Genomic DNA, 18,185 nt, shown 5'->3' with positions numbered 1-18,185 from the left:
ACGGCGATCACTCACCCCTTGCCCAACGACCGCCAACGCCACCAGTCACAAAACCATCCCTAACTACCAACTACATAGATCAGATGCCCTCTTAGCGCGAGGGGCCCTCGTTCGAACCGACCCTCAGCGCACGCTGAGGTCCAGCGCGCCGAGCAGCCCGGACGTGCGTCGTACGGCGACCGATCCGTAGGGCGTGCGCAGGCGGAGCCAGGAGCCCGAGGAGAGCAGCGTCTGTTCGGCGCCGCGCAGGAACCCCAGCGACTGGGCGGCGTGCACCGCCCGCACCGGGAGGCCGGTGTCCGCGACCGTGCGGGACCAGATCTCCCGCCCGATGCGGTCGAGTTCGGCGCGGGTACGCCGCTCGGGCGCCAGTTCCTCCGTACGGGAACGGAATTCGGCGACCGACGCGGTGACGAGTCCGCGCAGCTCCTGGACCGCCGGCAGCCCGGGTTCGGCCCGCCAGCCGCCGCGAGGGGGCAGCACCCCGGCCCACGGGGGACCGGTCACCGCCCCGGGCACGGCCGCCGTGGCGGCGGACTCGTCCACCGACTCCAGCAACTCACCCGCGGACACGGTCACGTCGAGCGTGACGTCGAGCCCGTTCTCGTACGGCTTCGCCAGCCGTACGGCGCGGACGGCGAGCACCTCGAACGAGGGGGGCCGGCCGAAGACGGCGAGCGCCTTGCCGGCCGCCTGCAACCGGACGGCGGCGGAACGGTCGTAGTGCAGCAGCCGGGAGAGGAAGGCCGCGAGATCCGCGGCCTCCCCCTCGTCGGCGAGGTGGAGCACCGTCATGCGGCGACGGCCTCCTCCTTCTCCTCGCCCTTCTCCTCGTCCGCGGCGTCGTCCGTGTACTCCTGGAGGAACTCGCGCTCCTCCCCGGTGAGCCGGCGCGGACGCTGGGTCTCGAAGTCGAACGGCACTATCACCGTCGACGCGCGGACGTAGACGAGGTCGTCGTCCTTCACCTCGTAGGTGAGGGTGAAGGACGCCGCCCTGATCTCCGTGACCCACAGCTCGATGTCCACGGGCGTGTGCCGGTGGACGAGCTGCCGCTTGTAGTCGATCTCGTGGCGCGCCACCACGGACCCCTGCTTGAAGTCCTTCTCGGGGCGGAACAGGAAGTCGATGCGTGCTTCCTCCAGGTAGCGGAGGAACACCACATTGTTGACGTGGCCGTACGCGTCCATGTCCGCCCAGCGCAGCGGGCAGCGGTAGATGTGGCGCAAGAGATCAGCCCCGGGTCAGCTTCTTGTAGGTGGCACGGTGCGGACGCGCCGCGTCCGGGCCGAGCCGCTCGATCTTGTTCTTCTCGTACGACTCGTAGTTGCCCTCGAACCAGAACCACTTGGAGTCGCCCTCGTAGGCGAGGATGTGCGTGGCGACGCGGTCCAGGAACCACCGGTCGTGGGAGACGACCACGGCGCACCCGGGGAACTCGAGCAGCGCGTTCTCCAGGCTGGAGAGCGTCTCGACGTCGAGGTCGTTGGTCGGCTCGTCGAGGAGCAGCAGGTTGCCGCCCTGCTTGAGGGTGAGCGCGAGGTTCAGCCGGTTGCGCTCACCGCCGGAGAGCACCCCGGCCGCCTTCTGCTGGTCCGGTCCCTTGAAACCGAACGCCGAGACGTAGGCGCGGCTCGGCATCTCGACCTGACCGACGTTGATGTAGTCGAGCTCGTCGGAGACGACCGCCCACAGGCTCTTCTTCGGGTCGATGTTCTCGCGGCTCTGGTCGACGTAGGAGATCTTGACGGTCTCGCCGACCTTGATGGAGCCGGAGTCGGGCTCCTCCATCCCCTGGATCATCTTGAACAGGGTGGTCTTGCCCGCGCCGTTCGGCCCGATCACCCCGACGATGCCGTTACGCGGCAGCGTGAAGCTGAGGTCGTCGATGAGCACCTTCTCGCCGAAGGCCTTGCTGAGGTTGTTGACCTCGACGACGACATTGCCGAGCCGCGGGCCCGGCGGAATCTGGATCTCCTCGAAGTCCAGCTTCCGCATCTTGTCGGCCTCGGCGGCCATCTCCTCGTAGCGGGCCAGACGCGCCTTGGACTTGGCCTGCCGCCCCTTGGCGTTGGACCGCACCCACTCCAGCTCTTCCTTGAGCCGCTTCTGCCGCTTGGCGTCCTTCTGGCCCTCGACCTTCAGACGGGCGGCCTTGGTCTCCAGGTACTTGGAGTAGTTGCCCTCGTAGCCGTGCAGCCGGCCGCGGTCGACCTCGCAGATCCACCCGGCGACGTTGTCCAGGAAGTACCGGTCGTGGGTGACGGCGACGACGGTGCCCTCGTACTTGGCGAGGTGCTGCTCCAGCCAGTTCACAGACTCGGCGTCGAGGTGGTTGGTGGGCTCGTCGAGCAGCAGCAGGTCGGGCGCCTCGAGCAGCAGCTTGCACAGCGCCACGCGGCGCTTCTCGCCACCGGAGAGGTTGCTGACGGGCCAGTCGCCGGGCGGGCAGCCCAGGGCGTCCATGGCCTGCTCGAGCTGCGCGTCGAGGTCCCAGGCGTTGGCGTGGTCGAGCTGCTCCTGCAGCTTGCCCATCTCGTCCATGAGCTCGTCGGTGTACTCGGTCGCCATCTGCTCGGCGATCTCGTTGAACCGGTCGAGCTTGCCCTTGATCTCGGCGACACCCTCCTGGACGTTTTCCAGGACGGTCTTGTCCTCGCTCAGCGGGGGCTCCTGCAGCAGGATGCCCACGGTGTAACCGGGGGTGAGGAAGGCGTCACCGTTGGACGGCTGCTCCAGCCCCGCCATGATCTTCAGAACGGTCGACTTACCGGCACCGTTCGGACCGACGACACCGATCTTCGCCCCCGGCAGGAAGCTCAGGGTGACGTCGTCGAGGATCACCTTGTCGCCGTGCGCTTTGCGCGCCTTGCGCATGGTGTAAATGAACTCAGCCAAGAGAAACCGTCCGGCAGCTTGAAATCAGGCAGTGGGCAGATACACCCCATCTTGCCGTACCGCCACCCCTGGGCGGAAACCAGCTGGGGCGGACAACCTCATACCTGCGGTTTCGCCACTGAGGGCCGCGCCACGTCTGTCACTGTCGGTCACCATTGGTCGGCCTCGGCGAGCCTCGGACGGCCAGAGACGGCCCAGGACGGAAGCTGCCGAGCGCACCACAGCCATCACTCAAGCGGCGTGGGAGCCACCGGGAGCTGTTCCTTGTGGAGCCATGTGAAGGTGCGGTCCGGTTCGAGGTGAGCCTCTCCCCAGTGGATGGCATGGATGCCGTTCTCAGTGTCGGCCGTGAAGAACACACAGACGAGCCTGGTAGAGGCCCCCAGTTCCTCGAACGCCTCGTGCAGTCCGAGGTACTCCTCCGTCGCCAGGCCGGCGTCAACCTCGAACAGTCCGTCGGGGTCCTGCGGTCCGTGGGCCCGGAACAGCCGACGCCGAGTCGGGGACGCGTTGGCGGGCAGCCGCGCTCGATCCAAGGGCCTCGGCTTGTCCGCGTACCTGAAGGGGAAGAGCGCGTGCTCGTTGATCACGGCGTACTCGTATCCACGGACGTCCCGTACAGACTCCCCCAGCTCGCGCGCCGCGTCCGCCAGCCCTTCACGCACAGCCTCAGCCAGGGCGACGCCGTAGGGGCTCCGCTTCTTCAGTCCCGCCGCTATGTGTGCCGCATGCGCTTTGGCATGCGCTCTGGCCAGTTGGATCGGAACCGCGGCAGCGAGCGCGTCAGCATGCCTCCCAAATCGCTCGACGGCCCAGTCCGACGGCCCCGCCACATCGCCACCCGGCACAGACATGCAGCGCCCCCCTCCGCCCGATCCCCCGCCTTTCAACTGTGTGACACGCACGCGAACGGGACACAAGGGAGCGATCCGGCCACGACGGTTGCCGACAGCCGGAGCGGTCAGAAGATGTGGGCACATCCTGTTGGCTCAGCCGGGCGGACACGGATCGCCGCCGTAGCAGGCTGCTGGGTGCTGTCGCCATCCGCTTCGTTGCCGTCAGTGCCGTCGCGCGATCCGCTCAAGAGAGCTGCTGACATGCCCGGGGATACACCAGCACCTCCTCCGGCATCGGTCAGGACTCACGCCGGCTTCAGCGTATGGCCCAGGTACTCGCTCGGGGCACAGGTTGCAGTTCGACGGCCTTCGAGGAGTGGGCCAGGGCGGCGGGATCTCATCAGCTCTCTGCTCCCCGTTCTCCCGCGGGGCCGGCATCCTGGGCGAGGTGGCGCATGGCGCGCATCACCGTGTCCGCCTCCTCGCCGTGCAATTCCCGGCCGGGTCCCCCGAGGGCGGCATTCCGGGCGGCGATGTCGCGCAGGGCCCGCAGCGCGGTGTCCGCCTCCTCGACCTGGAATTGCCGACGGGGCCCCGCCGCCTGGAGATCGCTGCCCATGGCAACGGAGATCGCTTCCCGGGCCGGGAGGAATTCGATCGGGGCCGAGTACGCGGCCAGGTCGTTCACGCGGACCAGGCGCAGATCGGTGGGTTCTATCTCGGAGCCGGACAGGACCACTTCGGTGTTCTCGACACGGCCCCGGGCGACCCAGTAAGGGTTGCTGCTGTTCCGCCAGAGTTCGAACGTCACGGGTTTCCCCTCCGCGGTGATGGTGATGGGTTCGGACACCGGCAGGCTGGCCGGTGGTCCCTCACCGGGGTGGCAGTAGTCCTCCAAAGCGTCCTTCAGGGCCTCGCCGGCCTTGGTATTGCCGGAGGAGGCGCTGAAAACCATGACGTGCTCGACCTCTGTGTCGTAGGACGCAGAGCCGAACCACAGGTACACATGGATGTCGCCGGTGACTCGGTTGTCGCCGCTACCCATGAACTGCCGTGATTCCGGCCAGTCGGCATCAACCGCGACGACCCTGAAGCCATCTGCCAAGCCAGGAGTGCCTTGATCGTTCATGGGATCTCCTTGTGCTCGTCTGTGACCAGGCATCGTGCCATGGTCGGTGTTTTGACGGCGGAGCGCATGGGGCGCCTCCTTGCGATGGTGCCGGCGCCCCCGACGAGAAGGGGTGGGGCGAGGAGGAGCGTGAAGGCCGCCGCGTAGCCGCCGAGCGGGCCGGCGCCCGCGGCCAGACAGGCGTTGAGGACGGCAGAGGCCAGCGCAAGGACGACGACCTGGCCGAGGTTCATGTTGGTCTGCAGGGCGCTGGTGGTGTGGCCCTGCCGGTGTGGAGCGCTGTGCTTGAGGGACAGCACGGTGACGCACGGGTCAAGCAGGCCCATCCCGAGGGCGGCCAACGGCATGGAGGTCGCCGCGACCAGTGGGTGCACGCCGTGGAGGCTTCCCGCGACGGCCAGCGCGACGGAGGCGGCCATGACCAGCGCTCCGACGGTGACGAGGCGGTGCCGGGCGACGTGCTGGAGCGCCTTGCCCTGCGCCCAGGAGGCGCCCGCCCACAGCACCGCGGACGCCGTGAACGCCACGCCGACCGTCACCGCGGCGACCTCCCGTTCGGTGATCAGCATCAGCGGCACCAGGGCCTCGATGGTGAAGTACGTGCCCGAGGTGAGGCCGCGCAGCAGCACCGTGGTCGGCAGTCCGCGGGCGCTCCGCCAGGTGCCGGCCGGCAGCAGGCGGGGGGCGAACACCACGAGCAGCACGACGCCGACGGCGACGAACGCCAAGTGGCTCAGGTCCCACTCCGACACCCCGTACTGTCCGAGCGCCGCGCCGAGGCTGAGCATCGTCGCCACGAACAGGGGCGGACGGGCGGCGCGTTCCTCGGCCGGCGGCAGGTCGGCAGGACCGGTGCCGTCGTCCGCCGCGGGCCGGCGGAGCACGACCACCAGTGCGATCGCGGGCAGGACGGTCAGGACGGCCAGGCCGTAGAACACCGCCCGCCAGGACCACCATTCGGCGACCACACCCGCCAGCGGCGGTCCGACCAGCGACGGGATCACCCAGCTCGCGCTCATCAGTGCGAGCATCCTGGGCCGCAACCGCTCGGGGTAGGACTGGCCGATCGCGGTGGTCACGGAGACCGCGACCATCCCGGCGGCGAGGCCGTCCACGAACCGGCCGGCCGCCAGTTGCCAGATCGACCCGCTGGAGGCCGACACCAGCAGCGTCAGAACGGACAGGGCCATGCCGAGGGCCAGCGGACGGCGTGCCCCCGACCGGTCCGCCCAGTGCCCGCCGAGTACGCCGCCCAGCAGACTGGCGGCCACGAAACAGCCTGCCACCAGCGGGAACAGGGACACTCCGGCCAGGTCCCGGGCCGCCGTCGGCAAGGTGGGCACCACGGCCAGCGCGGCGAACCCGGTCAGGAACATCACCACGGCGAACGTCGTGGTGGCGGTCGTGTACGGGCGCGAGAAGATGCCGGGCTCGGTGGCAGCGGCGGGACCGGGCACCGGCCGTCCTTCAGCCATCGGCGCCCCGTTCCGCCGGACCGAGCACGTCGTCGTGGGTGTCGCAGGCCGGCCACTGGGCCTGGGCCGGGGCCCCGCCGCGCACGTCGGCTCCGGGACGCCAGCCGGTGACAAGCTGGGCCGGCTCGGTCTCCTCGTAGCGTGCGGACGCCACGTTGTGGACCGCTGAGCGCCCGGGGGCGGCCAGGACCACGGCGAGCGCGCCGTCCATGTCGCGATGGTCGACGATCTGGTGACGCCGGCCGTCGAGGAGCTCCATGGGGCGCCGGGTCCAGGCCCGCCGCATCCACGAGGCCGGCACCCCGCTCGGCGGGGCGTGCGCTCCCACCCGCTCGGCTAACCGTACGACCTGGACGGGCACGCCGGTCTCCGCACCCCCGCGCCGGCACGTCTCCTCCGCGGTCCACCAGGCGAGCGCCTCGGTGTCCGGCGGCGGCGCGGACACGGCGTCCTCGGCGCACTCCTCGTCGCCCGGCCCGCGGTGGACCGCGGCCGAACCGGCGAGGACGAGGCGCCGCACGCCGAGCTTCTCCGCGTCGGTGAGCAGGTCCGGCAGAGCCTGGCCCCTGCCGTGCGGATCACCGAGGTGGATCAGCGTGTGCACGTCCGTACCCAGCCGGTGGGCGGGGTCAGGAAGGGTGCCTCAGTCATCCGAGGGGGTGTTCCTGCGGCGGGTGATGACCAGGCCCGCTCCGCCGAGGACGACCAGGGCGATCGCGGTACCGGCTATCCACGGGGTGGCGCTGGAGGAGCCGGTTTCGGCGAGGTTGGTGTCGGTGAGAGGAGTGGGGGTCGGGCCGGTGAGGGTGTGGGTGGTGGTGCCGATCTCGGCGGCTCGGGTGAGGCAGTCGAGCATGCCGGTGAAGCGCTGCTCGAAGCCGTTCGGGCCCGTGACCGTGAAGTCGTAGGGCTGGTCCTCGCTCAGCGGAACCGTCACCGTCCGGGACTCACCGCCCGCGACGGTGTACTCCGCACCCGCCAGTTCGAAGGTGAACGGCTCGTCGTCCTGGTTGGCGACGGTGACGTCCACACCGCCCTTGGCGCAGTTCTCACGGGCGGACAGCGCGGGTATCGCGCCTTTGAGCGCCCAGGTGGCGGTCGCTGTCGCCGAGACGGTGGACTCGCTGGACCCGGCGAGGATCTGCGTCTGGCTCCGGCTGTCGGAGACGAAGGCACGGCCGACGGGAACCGTGGTCGCGGCCTGCGCGGTCAGCTCGGCGGTGGCCGCTGCCGCGTCCTCGGGCACCTCGAAGAAGATCTGGCTGCCGTTGGTGGCGGTGGCGACGGGCTCGCCGTCCTTGTTCACGATGCGCGCGCCGCCGGTCGTGGCGTCCGTGGGCGGGACGAGCGTCACACTGCGCGCGTCCGTGCGTACCGTCACCGGGCCGATCCGCTCGCCCGGGCGGCCGGAGACCGCCGGCGGGTCCAGCGTCAGGGACGCCTTCGGCTCCGCCCGGTTGCGGGCGTTCTTCTCCAGGTAGTCGGCGAGCTGCTCGGCCTGGGGGTCGGCGGCGTCCACCTCCACGTCGTCGGAGTGGCGCCAGATGGCCACCTGGGTGCCGGCCGCGGCGTCCTGTTCGGTGAGCTGGCCGCGGACGCCCGCCTTCTTCGCGAGCGCCGCCAGGTTGTTCACCTGGGGGTAGGAGTTCTGCAGGATCCAGCGGATGCGGCCGGCGTCCTTGTTGGTGCCCAGCGAGGTCCCGCTCCAGGCGGTCTCGTGGTACTTGGCGTCCGTCTGCGTGGGCGTATGGATGTCGACGCAGTACGTCTGGAGCATGCCGCCGCCCTCGACGGACATCTCGAACAGTCCCGCCGACACCTGCTGGTCCCCGTCGGCGCCGTGTATGACGGCCGCACCGTATGTCTTGAGTCCGGCTATGGTCGCCGTGGCTCCGCTGCGTCCGGTGTGCCCGGGTGCCGTTCCGCCGTCGCCGTCGGCGGCGGCCGTTCCGGCACCGGCCAGCACGGTGGTGGCGACCAGTCCGGACACCAGCGTTCCCGCCGCGAGGCGGGCCGACCCACGTCCGCGCGCGGACCGCGCGGAGAACGAAACAGACACCGAATTCCCTTCCGAGCAGGACCCGTTGAGCGGGGACGGTCCCACCAGCAGAATCTCCGGCCCCGAGAGTTCCGGGAGCCATCCCGGCATCCTAAGGAGACGGCGGACAGCGCTTGCCGATGATCGCATCGGAGGAGTGATCCGAATCGGAATCGTTATCGCCCGAGCTCTTTCGAACGGGGCTTATCGACAAATCCACCCGGGATGCTTCGGTACGCATCTGCCGATAAGCCTCAGTTCGGCGGGCGGTGGCACCGTGTGGCCGTCCGCTGACGTCATGTCACCACAGCGGGCTCCGGCCGTTGTTGTGACGCGGTTCCGTCCGCCTGCGGCGAACTGCGGGGCGATGACTCCCAGTTGGGGTCCGGGCGTTCCGCTGGGGCGGCCGTCTGATCCGGTCGCTGTGCGCGGCGGAAGGCGCTCGTGCCGCGTGCCAGGTCGTGGCCGAGCGCCACCGCGTCGATGTCCGCCGACATCCAGCCGGGCTGTCCCTCCCGGGTCTCCGTGCGCACCTTCAGCCGGCCCTGGACGACAACCGGGTCGCCCACCGACAGGGATGCCGCGGCATTGGTGGCGAGCTGCCGGTTGGCCCACACCGTGAAGAAGTTGGTGTGTCCGTCCGCCCAGGTGTTCTTCTCCCGGTCCCAGTACCGGGCGGTGACCGCGACCCGGAACCTCGCGGCGGGGCCGGAGGCGGTCTCCCGGTACACCGGCCGGGTCGCCACGTTCCCCACCACGCACACCATCGTCTCGTTCATCGCGTTTTCCCTCCCTCGCCCGGACCCGCCGGCGTCCGTGCCGGCGCCGGGCGGACACGCGTACGGGCCCGTCCCGTACGGCTGCCGTCTGGCCCGGCGATCTCGGGCCGTCCCGCGATCGCCGTGGAGCCAGACTGCCTCCGCCGGACCGGGCCCGCCGAGCGCTGTGGACCATCCACGGGCTGTGGAAAACTCCGCCACCCGAACGAGGGATCGGCAGCTTCAGCTGCCCCCGGTCCCCACCCCCACCACCCGCCCGTACTGCTCCCGTACCTCGCGATAGCGCAGCAACTCCGCCGCCACCGGATCCAGCACCCGGGCCCGCCCGCACCCGGACGCGGCTTCCCGCAACCGTCTCTCCGCCTCCAGTCCGTACCGCCGGGCCGGCCCGCGGGCGGCCATGCGGCAGCTCCACTCGATGAGCGGCCCCCCGACGATGCCGATCACCATCAGCAGCACCGGCACCCCGAGGTTCGGCGCCGTGACCCCGATGATCTGCCCCAGCAGCCAGAGCCCGCCCATGAACTGAAGGACGGTCATCGAGACCTGGGCGAACACGGCCACCGGCCACCAGGCGGGCCGCGGCGGTCTCCCCGGGGGCAGTCCCGCGCGGACGGCCAGTTCGTCCAGCGCCTCCGGCAGCCCCTGCGAGCCGCGTACGGCGGCTTCCCGCACGGCCCGCGCCCACGGCGCCGGCAGTCCGGCCGACGCACGGTCGGCCACGGTGCGCACCGCCTGTTCCACGCGTTGGCGCGCGGTGGCCTCCTCGTCGGGCTGCCCGCGCGGCCCGACCCTGCCGGTGCTCGGTTCGCTCCGCTGCTGGCACCAGCGCCACAGCCGCAGCCAGGGCGTGCCGCACGCGCGGTTGGCGTTGCGCAGCCACGCACGCTCGGCCGCCTCGCCCGCCGCCGTGGCGCCCACCGCGTCCGCGAGCCGGTCGGAGAACTCCTCGCGGGCCTCCTCGCTGAGTCCGGTGCGGCGGCGGGTGGCGTACACGGGCCACAGCCGGGCCGCCGCGATGTCCAGGTCCGCGGAGATCCGGCGGGCGGGGGCGCCGCGTTCGGCCACGAACCGGCCGAGCGCCTCCCGCAGCTCCCCGACCCCGTCGCCGGTGAGCGCGGACAGGGCCAGCACGGTCGTACCGGGTTCGCCGTACTCGCTGAGGACGATGCCGTCCTCGTCGAGCAGCCGCCGCAGGTCGTCCAGGACCTGCTCGGCTGCCTCCGCGGGCAGCCGGTCGGTCTGGTTGAGCACGACGAACATGACCTCCGCGTGGGCCGCCATGGGCCGCAGATAGCGCTCGTGCAGCATGGCGTCGGCGTACTTCTCGGGGTCGACGACCCAGATGACGGCGTCGACCAGTCCCAGTACGCGGTCCACCTGCCGGCGGTGCTGCACGGCCGCCGAGTCGTGGTCGGGCAGGTCGACCAGGACGAGGCCGCGCAGCCGGTCGTCCGCGTCCGCCGTCGCCTGGAGGGGGCGCCGCCTGAGCCGGGGCGGGATGCCGAGGCGCTCGATGAGGCTCGCGGCGCCGTCGCTCCAGCTGCACGCGATGGGCGCGGCGGTGGTCGGCCGCCGTACGCCGGTCTCGGAGATGGGCACGCCGGCCAGCGCGTTGAACAGCTGGGACTTGCCGCTGCCGGTGGCGCCCGCGATGGCGACGACGGTGTGCTGTCCGGACAGGGCGCGTCGCGCGGCGGCCTCGTCGAGGACCCGGCCCGCCTGGGTGAGGGTGCGGTTGTCCAGCCGGGTGCGGGACAGGCCCACCAGTTCGCCCAGCGCGTCGAGCCGCGATCCCAGCTGCGGACCGTACGTCAACGGCGTCACCGTCTGCGGTGCGGACGAGCGGGGTTCCGCTTCCGCCACCCGGTGCTGCTCCTCCCCCGCGCTCCCGTTGACCCGCCGCGCGATCAGCCCGTCGTCCCAGGGGTCTCCGGCGTCCGCGCGGGGAGCGCCCTCGGCGTCAACACCGGAGCGTTCGCGGTGCTCCGGGTGCTCCGGTTGCTCCGGGTGCTCGGTGTGGTCCTGGTCAGTGACGGCGGTCACCGGTCACCTCTCCTTCTGCAGTACGGACAACGCGGCGATGAGTTCGGGCTGGGGTTCCGCGTGCACCTCGAGCGCGTCGATGGGGGCGAGCCGGCGTTCGCGTTCGGCGTGCATGACCCGGTCCACGTAGTCGACGAGCAGCCGTCCGCCGCGGTCCCTCAGGCGCAGCGCGCCGTGCGCGCCGATCCGCTCGGCGAGCCTCTCTCCGGCGGTCCGGGCCCGACGGCCGCCCAGGAGCACCGTGGCCACCAGCGCGGCGACCATCTCGGGGTCGGGCGCGAGACCGCGGTCCACATCGCGCACCTCGTCCTCGGCGTACTCCTCGAGTTCGCGCCGCCAGCGCCGTACGGCCAGACCGATGCGGTGTTCGGCGCTCTCCGGGGCGGCGGCGGCGCGGGCGGTGAGCTCGGGGGCGTCCGCGGCGGGCTCGCGCCGCCAGGCGTCCTCGATGCGCTCGTCGGCGGCGGCGACGGCGCACAGCAGCAGCGCGCTGAGGCTCTCCACCAGGGTGTCGAGGAGTTCGCCCGGGGTGCAGTCGAGGGGGAAGGCGTGCCACCGCTTGAGGGCGTCCCCGGCGAGCACGGCCCCGGCCTGGAGCCGGCCCCGCACGCGCGAGTGCTCGCTGTCGTACGCGCCCTCGATCGCCGCGGTGAGCCGCAGCGCGGCGGCGTACTGGGCGGCGGCGGCCCCGGCGAGTTCGGGCAGGCGGGCGTTGAGGGAGTCGAGGACGCCGTACGCGGTGCGGGCCATGATGTGCCGTCGGGCGGCGGGGTCCAGCGCCTGGTGGAAGAGCCAGGTCCGCAGCGCCGCCACGGCGGTCGCGGGCAGCAGACCGCCGCCCGAGGCCGACTCGGGCAGCTCGGGCACCGTGAAGCGTGGCACATGGCCGAGTCCGGCCTTGGTGAGGAGGGCGCCGTACTGCCGGGACACCTCGGAGACGACCTGGTGGGGTACCCGGTCCAGGACGGTGACCAGGCTCACGTCGTACTCCTTGGCGGTCCGCAGCATGTGCCAGGGGACGGCGTCGGCGTAGCGGGCGGCGGTGGTGACCATGATCCAGATGTCGGCGGCGCTGATGAGTTCGGCGGCGAGGACCCGGTTGTCGGACACCAGGGAGTCGATGTCGGGCGCGTCCAGGAGAGCGAGGCCGGGCGGCAGGGTGTCGGCGCTCTCGACGCGCAGCACCCGGGCGGGGTTCTCACCGGGGAGGAGCAGGTCGTCCGCCGGGTCCTGGTGGTGGGGCACCCACACGCGCGTGAGGTCGGGCAGCACCCGCATTCCGCTGAACCAGTGGTGGTCCTCCGGATGGCAGACGAGCACCGGCGTCCGTGTGGTCGGCCGCAGCACGCCCGCCTCGCTGACCCGCCTTCCCACCAGGGAGTTCACCAGGGTGGACTTCCCGGCCCCGGTGGAGCCTCCTACGACGGCCAGCAGGGGCGCTTCGGGATCTTTCAGCCGGGGCACCAGATAGTCGTCGAGCTGTGCGAGCAGCTCGTCGCGGTTGGCACGCGCGCGTGCGGCCCCGGCCAGGGGCAGCGGGAAGCGTGCGGCGGCGACACGGTCGCGCAGGGCGGAGAGTGCGTCGAGCAGCTGAGGCCGTACGTCCAAGGTCACCACATGCGAAGAATGCCCAATTTTAGGGGAATTCTGAAGCATATGAGCATGCCTGCGTGCCGACAGGACACAAGGGATGGAAGGGACGACTGAGGCGCAGGAGCAGTCCAGGCATAACGAGTGGACAACACCCGATGCGCGAGAGGCCAAAAGCGGTGCACGATTCGTACCTGCCTGCGATTATCAGGACCGCTTTACCGAACCTCCACATCGAGCCACGGAGGCGAGGCGGCAGGGACAAGGATGCGGGAGCCCTATCCTTGTCTCCGGCAACGTCAGGGACGCGCCCCACCAGCGCACCATGACGCCAGGCCATCACACCGGCCCCCGTAGCTCAGTGGATAGAGCAGGCGCCTTCTAAGCGCTTGGCCGCAGGTTCGAGTCCTGCCGGGGGCGCACATCTCTGCCCTCCCGCCGGGGAGGGCTTTTCGCTGGCCAGGGCGCTTGCCGGCCGACGCGAGGAAGCCCCGGACGCCCGCTTGATGATCAAGGCACGGCTCCGGGGCTGTCCGGCTGTCACCGGGACGTGTCGAAGTTCTCGGCCGGAGAATCAGTTGGCGTGGTGCGCGTCCGGCAGGTTCCCTACGGCTTCGAGCCGCCGCTTCAGATCCGGCAGCTGCCTGTCGACGCACCGGGCGTACGTGGCGAGGAGCACAGCCACGCTGTTACCGGCCCACTTGGTCAGGCGCCTGTGCCGGTTGTCGTACACGCGCCGAGCCCCGCCGCTGCGGGGTGCGCGGCGGGGCCTACGGGTGGGGTCAGCGTGGGGCGACGTCAGCGATCAGAAGTCAGTTCGGGACGCTTTGATGGTCTTGCACTCGAGCTTCTTGGCGTCCTTGACCTCGTCCGCGGTCACCAGCGCACCAGCGTCCTTGTCGGTGAACTTCTGGCCCGGGGCGAGGTTCTCGGCGGTTGACATGAAGTCGTTGACCTTCTTGCCGTCGGCCAGGACCTCGCCCTCAACGAAGTACGAGTATCGACGGTCGCCGTTGTTGACGTAGTCGACGTGGATGGCCATCTCCTTGATGCCGAAGTCGCCGGTGACCACGTCGCACTCAGTGACCTTGAAGTCCTTCATGACGTCGGACTCCTTGGCGCCGCCGGTCTTGGACTTACCGTCGCCGACGGTGGTGGAGTCGTACGACTTGTCCAGCTCCTCACCGGCCTTCTCGACGGCGGAGAAGAACAGGGCGTTCATGGCGAAGAACATCGTGATCGCTACGGCCGACGTGACGAGGCCGGTGATGCCGGCGCCCTTGCCCTTGCGGACCTTGCCCGCCTTGGACAGTCCGATGGCGCCGAAGATGATGCCAAGGATCGCCAGCGGCCACACGACAACGTTGAGGACAGGGATGAAGCTGACTACGACGGCGATGATGCCGAGGACGAGTGCGGCGGTGGCCAGGCCGTTACTGCCGGGCTGCTGGGGCTCGCCGTAGCCGGGCTGCTGGGGCTGGGGTGGGTACTGCTGGCTCATGGTCTTCCCTGGGGCTTGCGTTGTGACTTGCGAGTGTGTGACTTGTGGGGCTGCTGTGTGGTTGCCTCGATCTGGCGTTATTCACCTGATCGTTACGAACTGCCGGGGAGAGGCCGTTTCGGGCGGCGCTTAAAGGTCCCTACGACGGCTGTTTCCGTGGGGCGCCGGGAGAGCGTCGAGCCGGCCGCCGACCTCGCACTTCCAAACGCTCACCGCACCGACCTGGTCACCGACGGAGGGCGAACGGCCAACCGGCTCCGCGACGTGCTCACCCGCCCGCAAGGGCGTTCCGCAGGGTCACCGTGCTGACCTTGTACCGGTCGGCCAGGCCGGCATCGGACGGCAGGCGTTCGCCTGGCTTGATGGGCCGTTCGTGATCTGGTGCCGGACGTCGTCGGCGATGGCGCGCCGACACGGACCGGTCACCGCCTTCTCATCGTCCGCACGGCGACGAGCCGGTACGCGTGTGTATGGTCAGCAGCTCGCCCGACTCGAAGAGCAACTGCTTGGCACCGTGAGGGAGCTGGAAAGGTCCTGCACCCGGCAGGACCGGCCGCCGAGTTGGATGACGTCGCCGCGCTGCACCGTGGCCGCGGTCACCTCGAGTTGGAGGCCGGCACGCCCCTGGGCGTCCGGGTAGTACAGCGTGGCGAAGAAGGCGTGAAGTCGATCGCCGCCGGGGCGGCCGACGCCGTATCCAGTCGAGGATGGCCGCCGCCTGCTCCGGGTTCCGGGCAGGGAGTTCCGGTCAGCCCATCGGAGAATGGCGGTGCGAACTGGGTGGGCTTGGCCCGCAGCAGCGCGATGGTGGTCGCCGTCAGGCTATTGGCGACGTTCTTACGGCTGTTGCCGTCGAGTTGTGCCCAGCGTGCATCCGCGTACTCAACAGCCTCGACGCAGGCCGAGCGCCCAGATGGGCATGACCGCAGGTGAACGGCCCTGCACACCGTCCCACGAGGCGCCTGAGCCTCTCGCTCTCATGCGATGCGGCGGAGCCAGTCCTCCACGCGCTCGCCTGCCTCGCCGACCGTGGTGATGTCGCCGTGCCCCGGGCACACCACCGTCTCCGGGGGCAGGGTGACGAGGCGCTCGCGGATCGACTGGATCATCGCCTGGAAGTCGGAGTCCTCCGGCCCGATGGTTCCAGGGCCGCGCGAGAGCAGCATGTCCCCGGTGAAGACGCGGCGCAGCGCCGGATCGTACAGGCTTACGGATCCCGGCGTATGGCCCGGAGTATGGCGTACCTCCAGTGCGGTTCCGGCGACGTCGATCACCCGGCCGTCGACGAGTTCCTCGTCGGGGACACGGCTGGGAAAGCTGCGGCGCCACAGCTCCAGGTCGTCCGGGTGCAGCATGATCGGAGCGCCGGTGCGGTCCGACAGAGCCACCGCCGCGTCGACGTGTCCGCTGTGAGCGTGGGTGCACGCGATCGCCACCACGCGGCGGTCGCCGAGCGCCGTGGCAATGACGTCCGGCTCGTGTGCGGCGTCGACCGTTATCGCCTGCTCGTCGTCACCGATGATCCACACGTTGTTCTCCATCGGCCGGGTGTCGGCGTCCGGCCCGGGAACCACTCCGGTCGTCACCACGCGCTCGACCCGCGCGGTCACGACATCACCGCCGTGAGCGCTCCGCTGCGGGCAGTCAGCCGCGCTCCGTGGTCCTTCGCCTGCTGTTCCATGGAACAGCCCCTTTCCGGATGAGGCCCCTCTACTCCAGTGGACCCCGCCGGGCATGCGGCAGCAACCGGCAGGTCTTCCCCCACCGGGGCGTATGCGCTGACCTGCAGGAACTCATGGCCCGTCCGCGACACGGCGGGATCGATGCCGGCCCTGCCCAGTGGCCGAGGCGACAGGTATGGGTTTGACTGGATCTGTTAGTGATCACGCCGGCGGACGGCCTGACGAGGACTGGGGCAGGGTCGCATGGAGTACGACACATTCCTGGCGAAGGCAGCCGAGCGGGCGGGCGTCTCCCCCGACGTTGCCCAGACCCTCACACGCGCCACCTTCGAGGTACTCGCCGACCGGATCAGCGGGGGAGAGGCCGAGGACCTCGCGGAGCCGCTGCCGGAGCCGCTGAAGAGCTGGCTGCGCACGGACGAGGAGCTCGCGAAGGGCTACGGGGCCCACTCGTTCGTCCGACGTGTGGCGGACCGCGCGGAAGTGCCCCGCGAGCTCGCGGAGGCCGGGATCCGCGCAGTCCTGGCCACCCTGAGGGAAGCGGTCGGCGACCAGGAGTTCCGCGACGCGACCGCCCAACTGCCCGAGGAGTACGACGTCCTGCTGGCCACACCGGCGGGCCCGGCCGGCGCCGGGTGACCACCTCTTCGTCAGCCGCACCGTTGCCGCGATCGGTTGCCGGCGACTGTCGACACTGGCTCACCTCGGACAGACCGGGGTCGGCCTTGCGGTCCGTGGCCCCCAGTGAGGCCGACCGCCGGCATGGACATCCCTGCAGCCTGCAGGGCGTGTTCCAGCAGGGCGTTGAAGCGGTATGCCGCCCGGGGGCACGAGGAGTCGTCTGTCATCTCCGGTATCCGAGGAGACTGCCGCGGGCGTACGTTCGGCGGTCTTTCGATCAGGGACGGCGGACGACGGTGAGGCTCGGCGGGTTGGCAGGGCGTCGGTGTGGGCCGTTCGGGTTGGTCTGTTGGGGCTTGTTCGCTGTTGCCGAGTGCTCTTCAGCAGGCGGTTTCTGGGGATCGCCCACAATTGAGTGATGACATCCGAATGGTGCCTTTCCTGGTAATCATGGAACGGTTCGCCGTCGTTCCGCCCTTCCCGGAGCCGCTCATGCGCACTGCCGTCATCGCCGCCCAGGACCCGTCCCCCACGGGGCGATCCGGGCCCCTCCCCTCAGCGCTCGAGCAGGTGGAGGAACGGGGGCTCGACTTCGAGGGGTTCGCGTATACCTGCCGGATCGTCCATCAGAGCGCTCCGCGGACGGCTCCGCTGCTGTTGCTCGGCGGGTCGTCGCAGAACCGGTACTCCTGGCAGAGCCACGAGAAGTGGCTGGCGCCGCTGTGCACGCTGATCACGGTGGATCTTCCCGGTTACGGCAGCTCCGACTTCCTCCCGGCCCACTACGACATCGACTTCCTCGCGGACGCGGTGCAGCACATGCTGACAGAGATCGATGTGCCGCAGGTGAATCTGTTCGGCGGCTGCTTCGGCGAGGTCGTGGGCCTGCGGTTCGCCCAGAGGCACCCGGAGTCCGTCCGGCGCATCGTCTTCGCGGCCGCGGCGATCCGCCTTCCCGAGCTCTACAGCGAGGCCGTGCCGCGGCTGTCGCAGACGATCGAGCGGGGCGACATCGCGCAGGCCGCCGACGGACTGGTGCGGCTGTTCATGTCCAACCCGGAGCCCGGCAAGGTGCGCAGGCACACGGCCGTGGCGCGGCTGCTCCAGAGGCAGTTCCAGAACCAGACGCCGGAGGAGATCAAAAAGGCGGTCGAGCACAACACGCGGCTGGTGACGCACGGCTGTTACCGGCCGCTGCCTGTCCCCGCCGTGCCGTCCCTGGTGTTCACCGGGGAGTACGACACCCTGTGCACTCCACACATGGGCCGCGAACTCGCCGCGGCGATGCCGGGGTCGCTGTTCACCACCGTCAAGGAGGCGGATCACCTGGTCACGGTCGAGCGCAGCGAGGAATCCGCGGACCTGATCGCCCGCTTCTGCACCGACCGTCCCGTCGACGACCTGCCGTACTGCACTCCCGTTGAGACCCCGTGCGCCGCGTCCAGACCCGCCCCGGCGTGACGCCGGTCATGTGGAAGGGCCGGAACCCGGGAGCGGGTGAGCCCCAGGGAGGTGCACAGCCCGGAGACGCCGCAGGGGTCCTTCCACGCCTCGGTGGAGAATTCCTGCCACGTGTAATTGAACCGCCCC

15 protein-coding genes, 1 tRNA gene and 3 pseudogenes are annotated in these 18,185 nt (G+C 70.4%); 3 read left to right on the top strand and 16 right to left on the bottom strand.

All coding sequences use genetic code 11. The features are described from left to right. Positions 1-123: 123 nt before the first annotated feature. The 11 genes from AB0L56_RS31230 to AB0L56_RS31180 form a co-directional block, all read right to left on the bottom strand. Positions 124-795 (bottom strand): hypothetical protein, encoded by a 672-nt coding sequence (locus AB0L56_RS31230; RefSeq protein WP_365429445.1) that lies wholly within the window; start codon positions 793-795, stop codon positions 124-126. Further along, the gene (locus tag AB0L56_RS31225; RefSeq protein ID WP_361023360.1) at positions 792-1,229 is read right to left on the bottom strand and encodes a thioesterase family protein; all 438 of its coding nucleotides are present in this window, start codon (positions 1,227-1,229) and stop codon (positions 792-794) included. The genes AB0L56_RS31230 and AB0L56_RS31225 overlap by 4 nt, the downstream gene beginning before the upstream one ends. A 4-nt stretch (positions 1,230-1,233) precedes the next feature. After that, positions 1,234-2,898, bottom strand: coding sequence for an energy-dependent translational throttle protein EttA (gene ettA, locus AB0L56_RS31220; RefSeq protein WP_361023363.1), 1,665 nt, complete (start codon positions 2,896-2,898; stop codon positions 1,234-1,236). A gap of 227 nt (positions 2,899-3,125) precedes the next feature. Then, entirely contained in the window at positions 3,126-3,752 is a 627-nt protein-coding gene (locus AB0L56_RS31215; RefSeq protein ID WP_365429440.1) for a hypothetical protein, read from the bottom strand. A 382-nt stretch (positions 3,753-4,134) separates the two neighbouring features. Then, the gene (locus AB0L56_RS31210; RefSeq protein ID WP_361023369.1) at positions 4,135-4,863 is read right to left on the bottom strand and encodes a hypothetical protein; all 729 of its coding nucleotides are present in this window, start codon (positions 4,861-4,863) and stop codon (positions 4,135-4,137) included. Beyond that, positions 4,860-6,338: an MFS transporter gene (locus tag AB0L56_RS31205; RefSeq protein WP_365429437.1), complete on the bottom strand. Its 1,479-nt coding sequence runs from the start codon at positions 6,336-6,338 to the stop codon at positions 4,860-4,862. The genes AB0L56_RS31210 and AB0L56_RS31205 overlap by 4 nt, the downstream gene beginning before the upstream one ends. Further along, positions 6,331-6,942, bottom strand: coding sequence for a hypothetical protein (locus AB0L56_RS31200; protein WP_365429434.1), 612 nt, complete (start codon positions 6,940-6,942; stop codon positions 6,331-6,333). The genes AB0L56_RS31205 and AB0L56_RS31200 overlap by 8 nt, the downstream gene beginning before the upstream one ends. 39 nt (positions 6,943-6,981) lie before the next feature. Then, a complete protein-coding gene (locus AB0L56_RS31195) occupies positions 6,982-8,397 on the bottom strand; it encodes a Cys-Gln thioester bond-forming surface protein (RefSeq protein WP_365429431.1) in 1,416 nt (471 codons plus the stop codon). A gap of 275 nt (positions 8,398-8,672) precedes the next feature. Beyond that, a complete protein-coding gene (locus AB0L56_RS31190; protein WP_365429428.1) occupies positions 8,673-9,155 on the bottom strand; it encodes a single-stranded DNA-binding protein in 483 nt (160 codons plus the stop codon). 222 nt (positions 9,156-9,377) lie between these two features. Beyond that, positions 9,378-11,201, bottom strand: coding sequence for a YfjP family GTPase (locus tag AB0L56_RS31185; RefSeq protein WP_365429425.1), 1,824 nt, complete (start codon positions 11,199-11,201; stop codon positions 9,378-9,380). 3 nt (positions 11,202-11,204) lie between these two features. Continuing rightward, positions 11,205-12,818, bottom strand: coding sequence for a dynamin family protein (locus tag AB0L56_RS31180; protein WP_365429421.1), 1,614 nt, complete (start codon positions 12,816-12,818; stop codon positions 11,205-11,207). A 320-nt stretch (positions 12,819-13,138) separates the two neighbouring features. On the opposite strand from AB0L56_RS31180, the gene AB0L56_RS31175 reads away from it, so the two are divergent. Then, positions 13,139-13,211, top strand: a tRNA-Arg gene (locus tag AB0L56_RS31175). Between the two features lie 385 nt (positions 13,212-13,596). Here AB0L56_RS31175 and AB0L56_RS31170 read toward each other — a convergent pair. The 4 genes and pseudogenes from AB0L56_RS31170 to AB0L56_RS31155 all read right to left on the bottom strand — a co-directional run bounded on the left by AB0L56_RS31170 (position 13,597) and on the right by AB0L56_RS31155 (position 15,902). Next, positions 13,597-14,292 carry a DUF4190 domain-containing protein gene (locus tag AB0L56_RS31170; protein ID WP_365429418.1) on the bottom strand — a complete coding sequence of 232 codons (696 nt, stop codon included), beginning with the start codon at positions 14,290-14,292 and terminating at the stop codon, positions 13,597-13,599. 277 nt (positions 14,293-14,569) lie between these two features. Beyond that, positions 14,570-14,718: pseudogene (locus tag AB0L56_RS31165) on the bottom strand (GntR family transcriptional regulator); the annotation flags it as partial. Further along, positions 14,715-14,937 (bottom strand): annotated as a pseudogene (locus tag AB0L56_RS31160) (hypothetical protein). The pseudogenes AB0L56_RS31160 and AB0L56_RS31165, both read right to left, overlap by 4 nt. A 332-nt stretch (positions 14,938-15,269) precedes the next feature. Continuing rightward, positions 15,270-15,902 (bottom strand): MBL fold metallo-hydrolase, encoded by a 633-nt coding sequence (locus AB0L56_RS31155; protein ID WP_365429415.1) that lies wholly within the window; start codon positions 15,900-15,902, stop codon positions 15,270-15,272. Between the two features lie 315 nt (positions 15,903-16,217). Here AB0L56_RS31155 and AB0L56_RS31150 point away from each other — a divergent pair, with 315 nt between their 5' ends. Then, positions 16,218-16,613, top strand: a complete 396-nt coding sequence (locus AB0L56_RS31150) for a DUF2267 domain-containing protein (protein WP_361038013.1) — start codon at positions 16,218-16,220, stop codon at positions 16,611-16,613. Between the two features lie 432 nt (positions 16,614-17,045). Then, on the top strand, positions 17,046-18,056 hold the full coding sequence (locus AB0L56_RS31145; RefSeq protein ID WP_365429411.1) for an alpha/beta hydrolase: 1,011 nt from the start codon (positions 17,046-17,048) through the stop codon (positions 18,054-18,056). A 35-nt stretch (positions 18,057-18,091) separates the two neighbouring features. Here AB0L56_RS31145 and AB0L56_RS31140 read toward each other — a convergent pair. Continuing rightward, positions 18,092-18,185: pseudogene (locus AB0L56_RS31140) on the bottom strand (ABC transporter permease); the annotation flags it as partial.

The organism is Streptomyces sp. NPDC052079, assembly GCF_040680275.1.
In the GTDB taxonomy this organism is placed as follows: Bacteria; Actinomycetota; Actinomycetes; order Streptomycetales; family Streptomycetaceae; genus Streptomyces.
Note: the sequence above shows the minus strand (reverse complement) of the source record. Positions and strands in the feature narration are given on the sequence as shown.

Bases quoted from the DNA above. Each gene is read 5' to 3' on its own strand.
- AB0L56_RS31230 (WP_365429445.1), bottom strand. From the start codon at position 795: ATGACGGTGCTCCACCTCGCCGACGAGGGGGAGGCCGCGGATCTCGCG.
- AB0L56_RS31215 (WP_365429440.1), bottom strand. From the start codon at position 3,752: ATGTCTGTGCCGGGTGGCGATGTGGCGGGGCCGTCGGACTGGGCCGTC.
- AB0L56_RS31210 (WP_361023369.1), bottom strand. From the start codon at position 4,863: ATGAACGATCAAGGCACTCCTGGCTTGGCAGATGGCTTCAGGGTCGTC.
- AB0L56_RS31205 (WP_365429437.1), bottom strand. From the start codon at position 6,338: ATGGCTGAAGGACGGCCGGTGCCCGGTCCCGCCGCTGCCACCGAGCCC.
- AB0L56_RS31190 (WP_365429428.1), bottom strand. From the start codon at position 9,155: ATGAACGAGACGATGGTGTGCGTGGTGGGGAACGTGGCGACCCGGCCG.
- AB0L56_RS31170 (WP_365429418.1), bottom strand. From the start codon at position 14,292: ATGAGCCAGCAGTACCCACCCCAGCCCCAGCAGCCCGGCTACGGCGAG.
- AB0L56_RS31150 (WP_361038013.1), top strand. From the start codon at position 16,218: ATGGAGTACGACACATTCCTGGCGAAGGCAGCCGAGCGGGCGGGCGTC.
- AB0L56_RS31145 (WP_365429411.1), top strand. From the start codon at position 17,046: ATGGAACGGTTCGCCGTCGTTCCGCCCTTCCCGGAGCCGCTCATGCGC.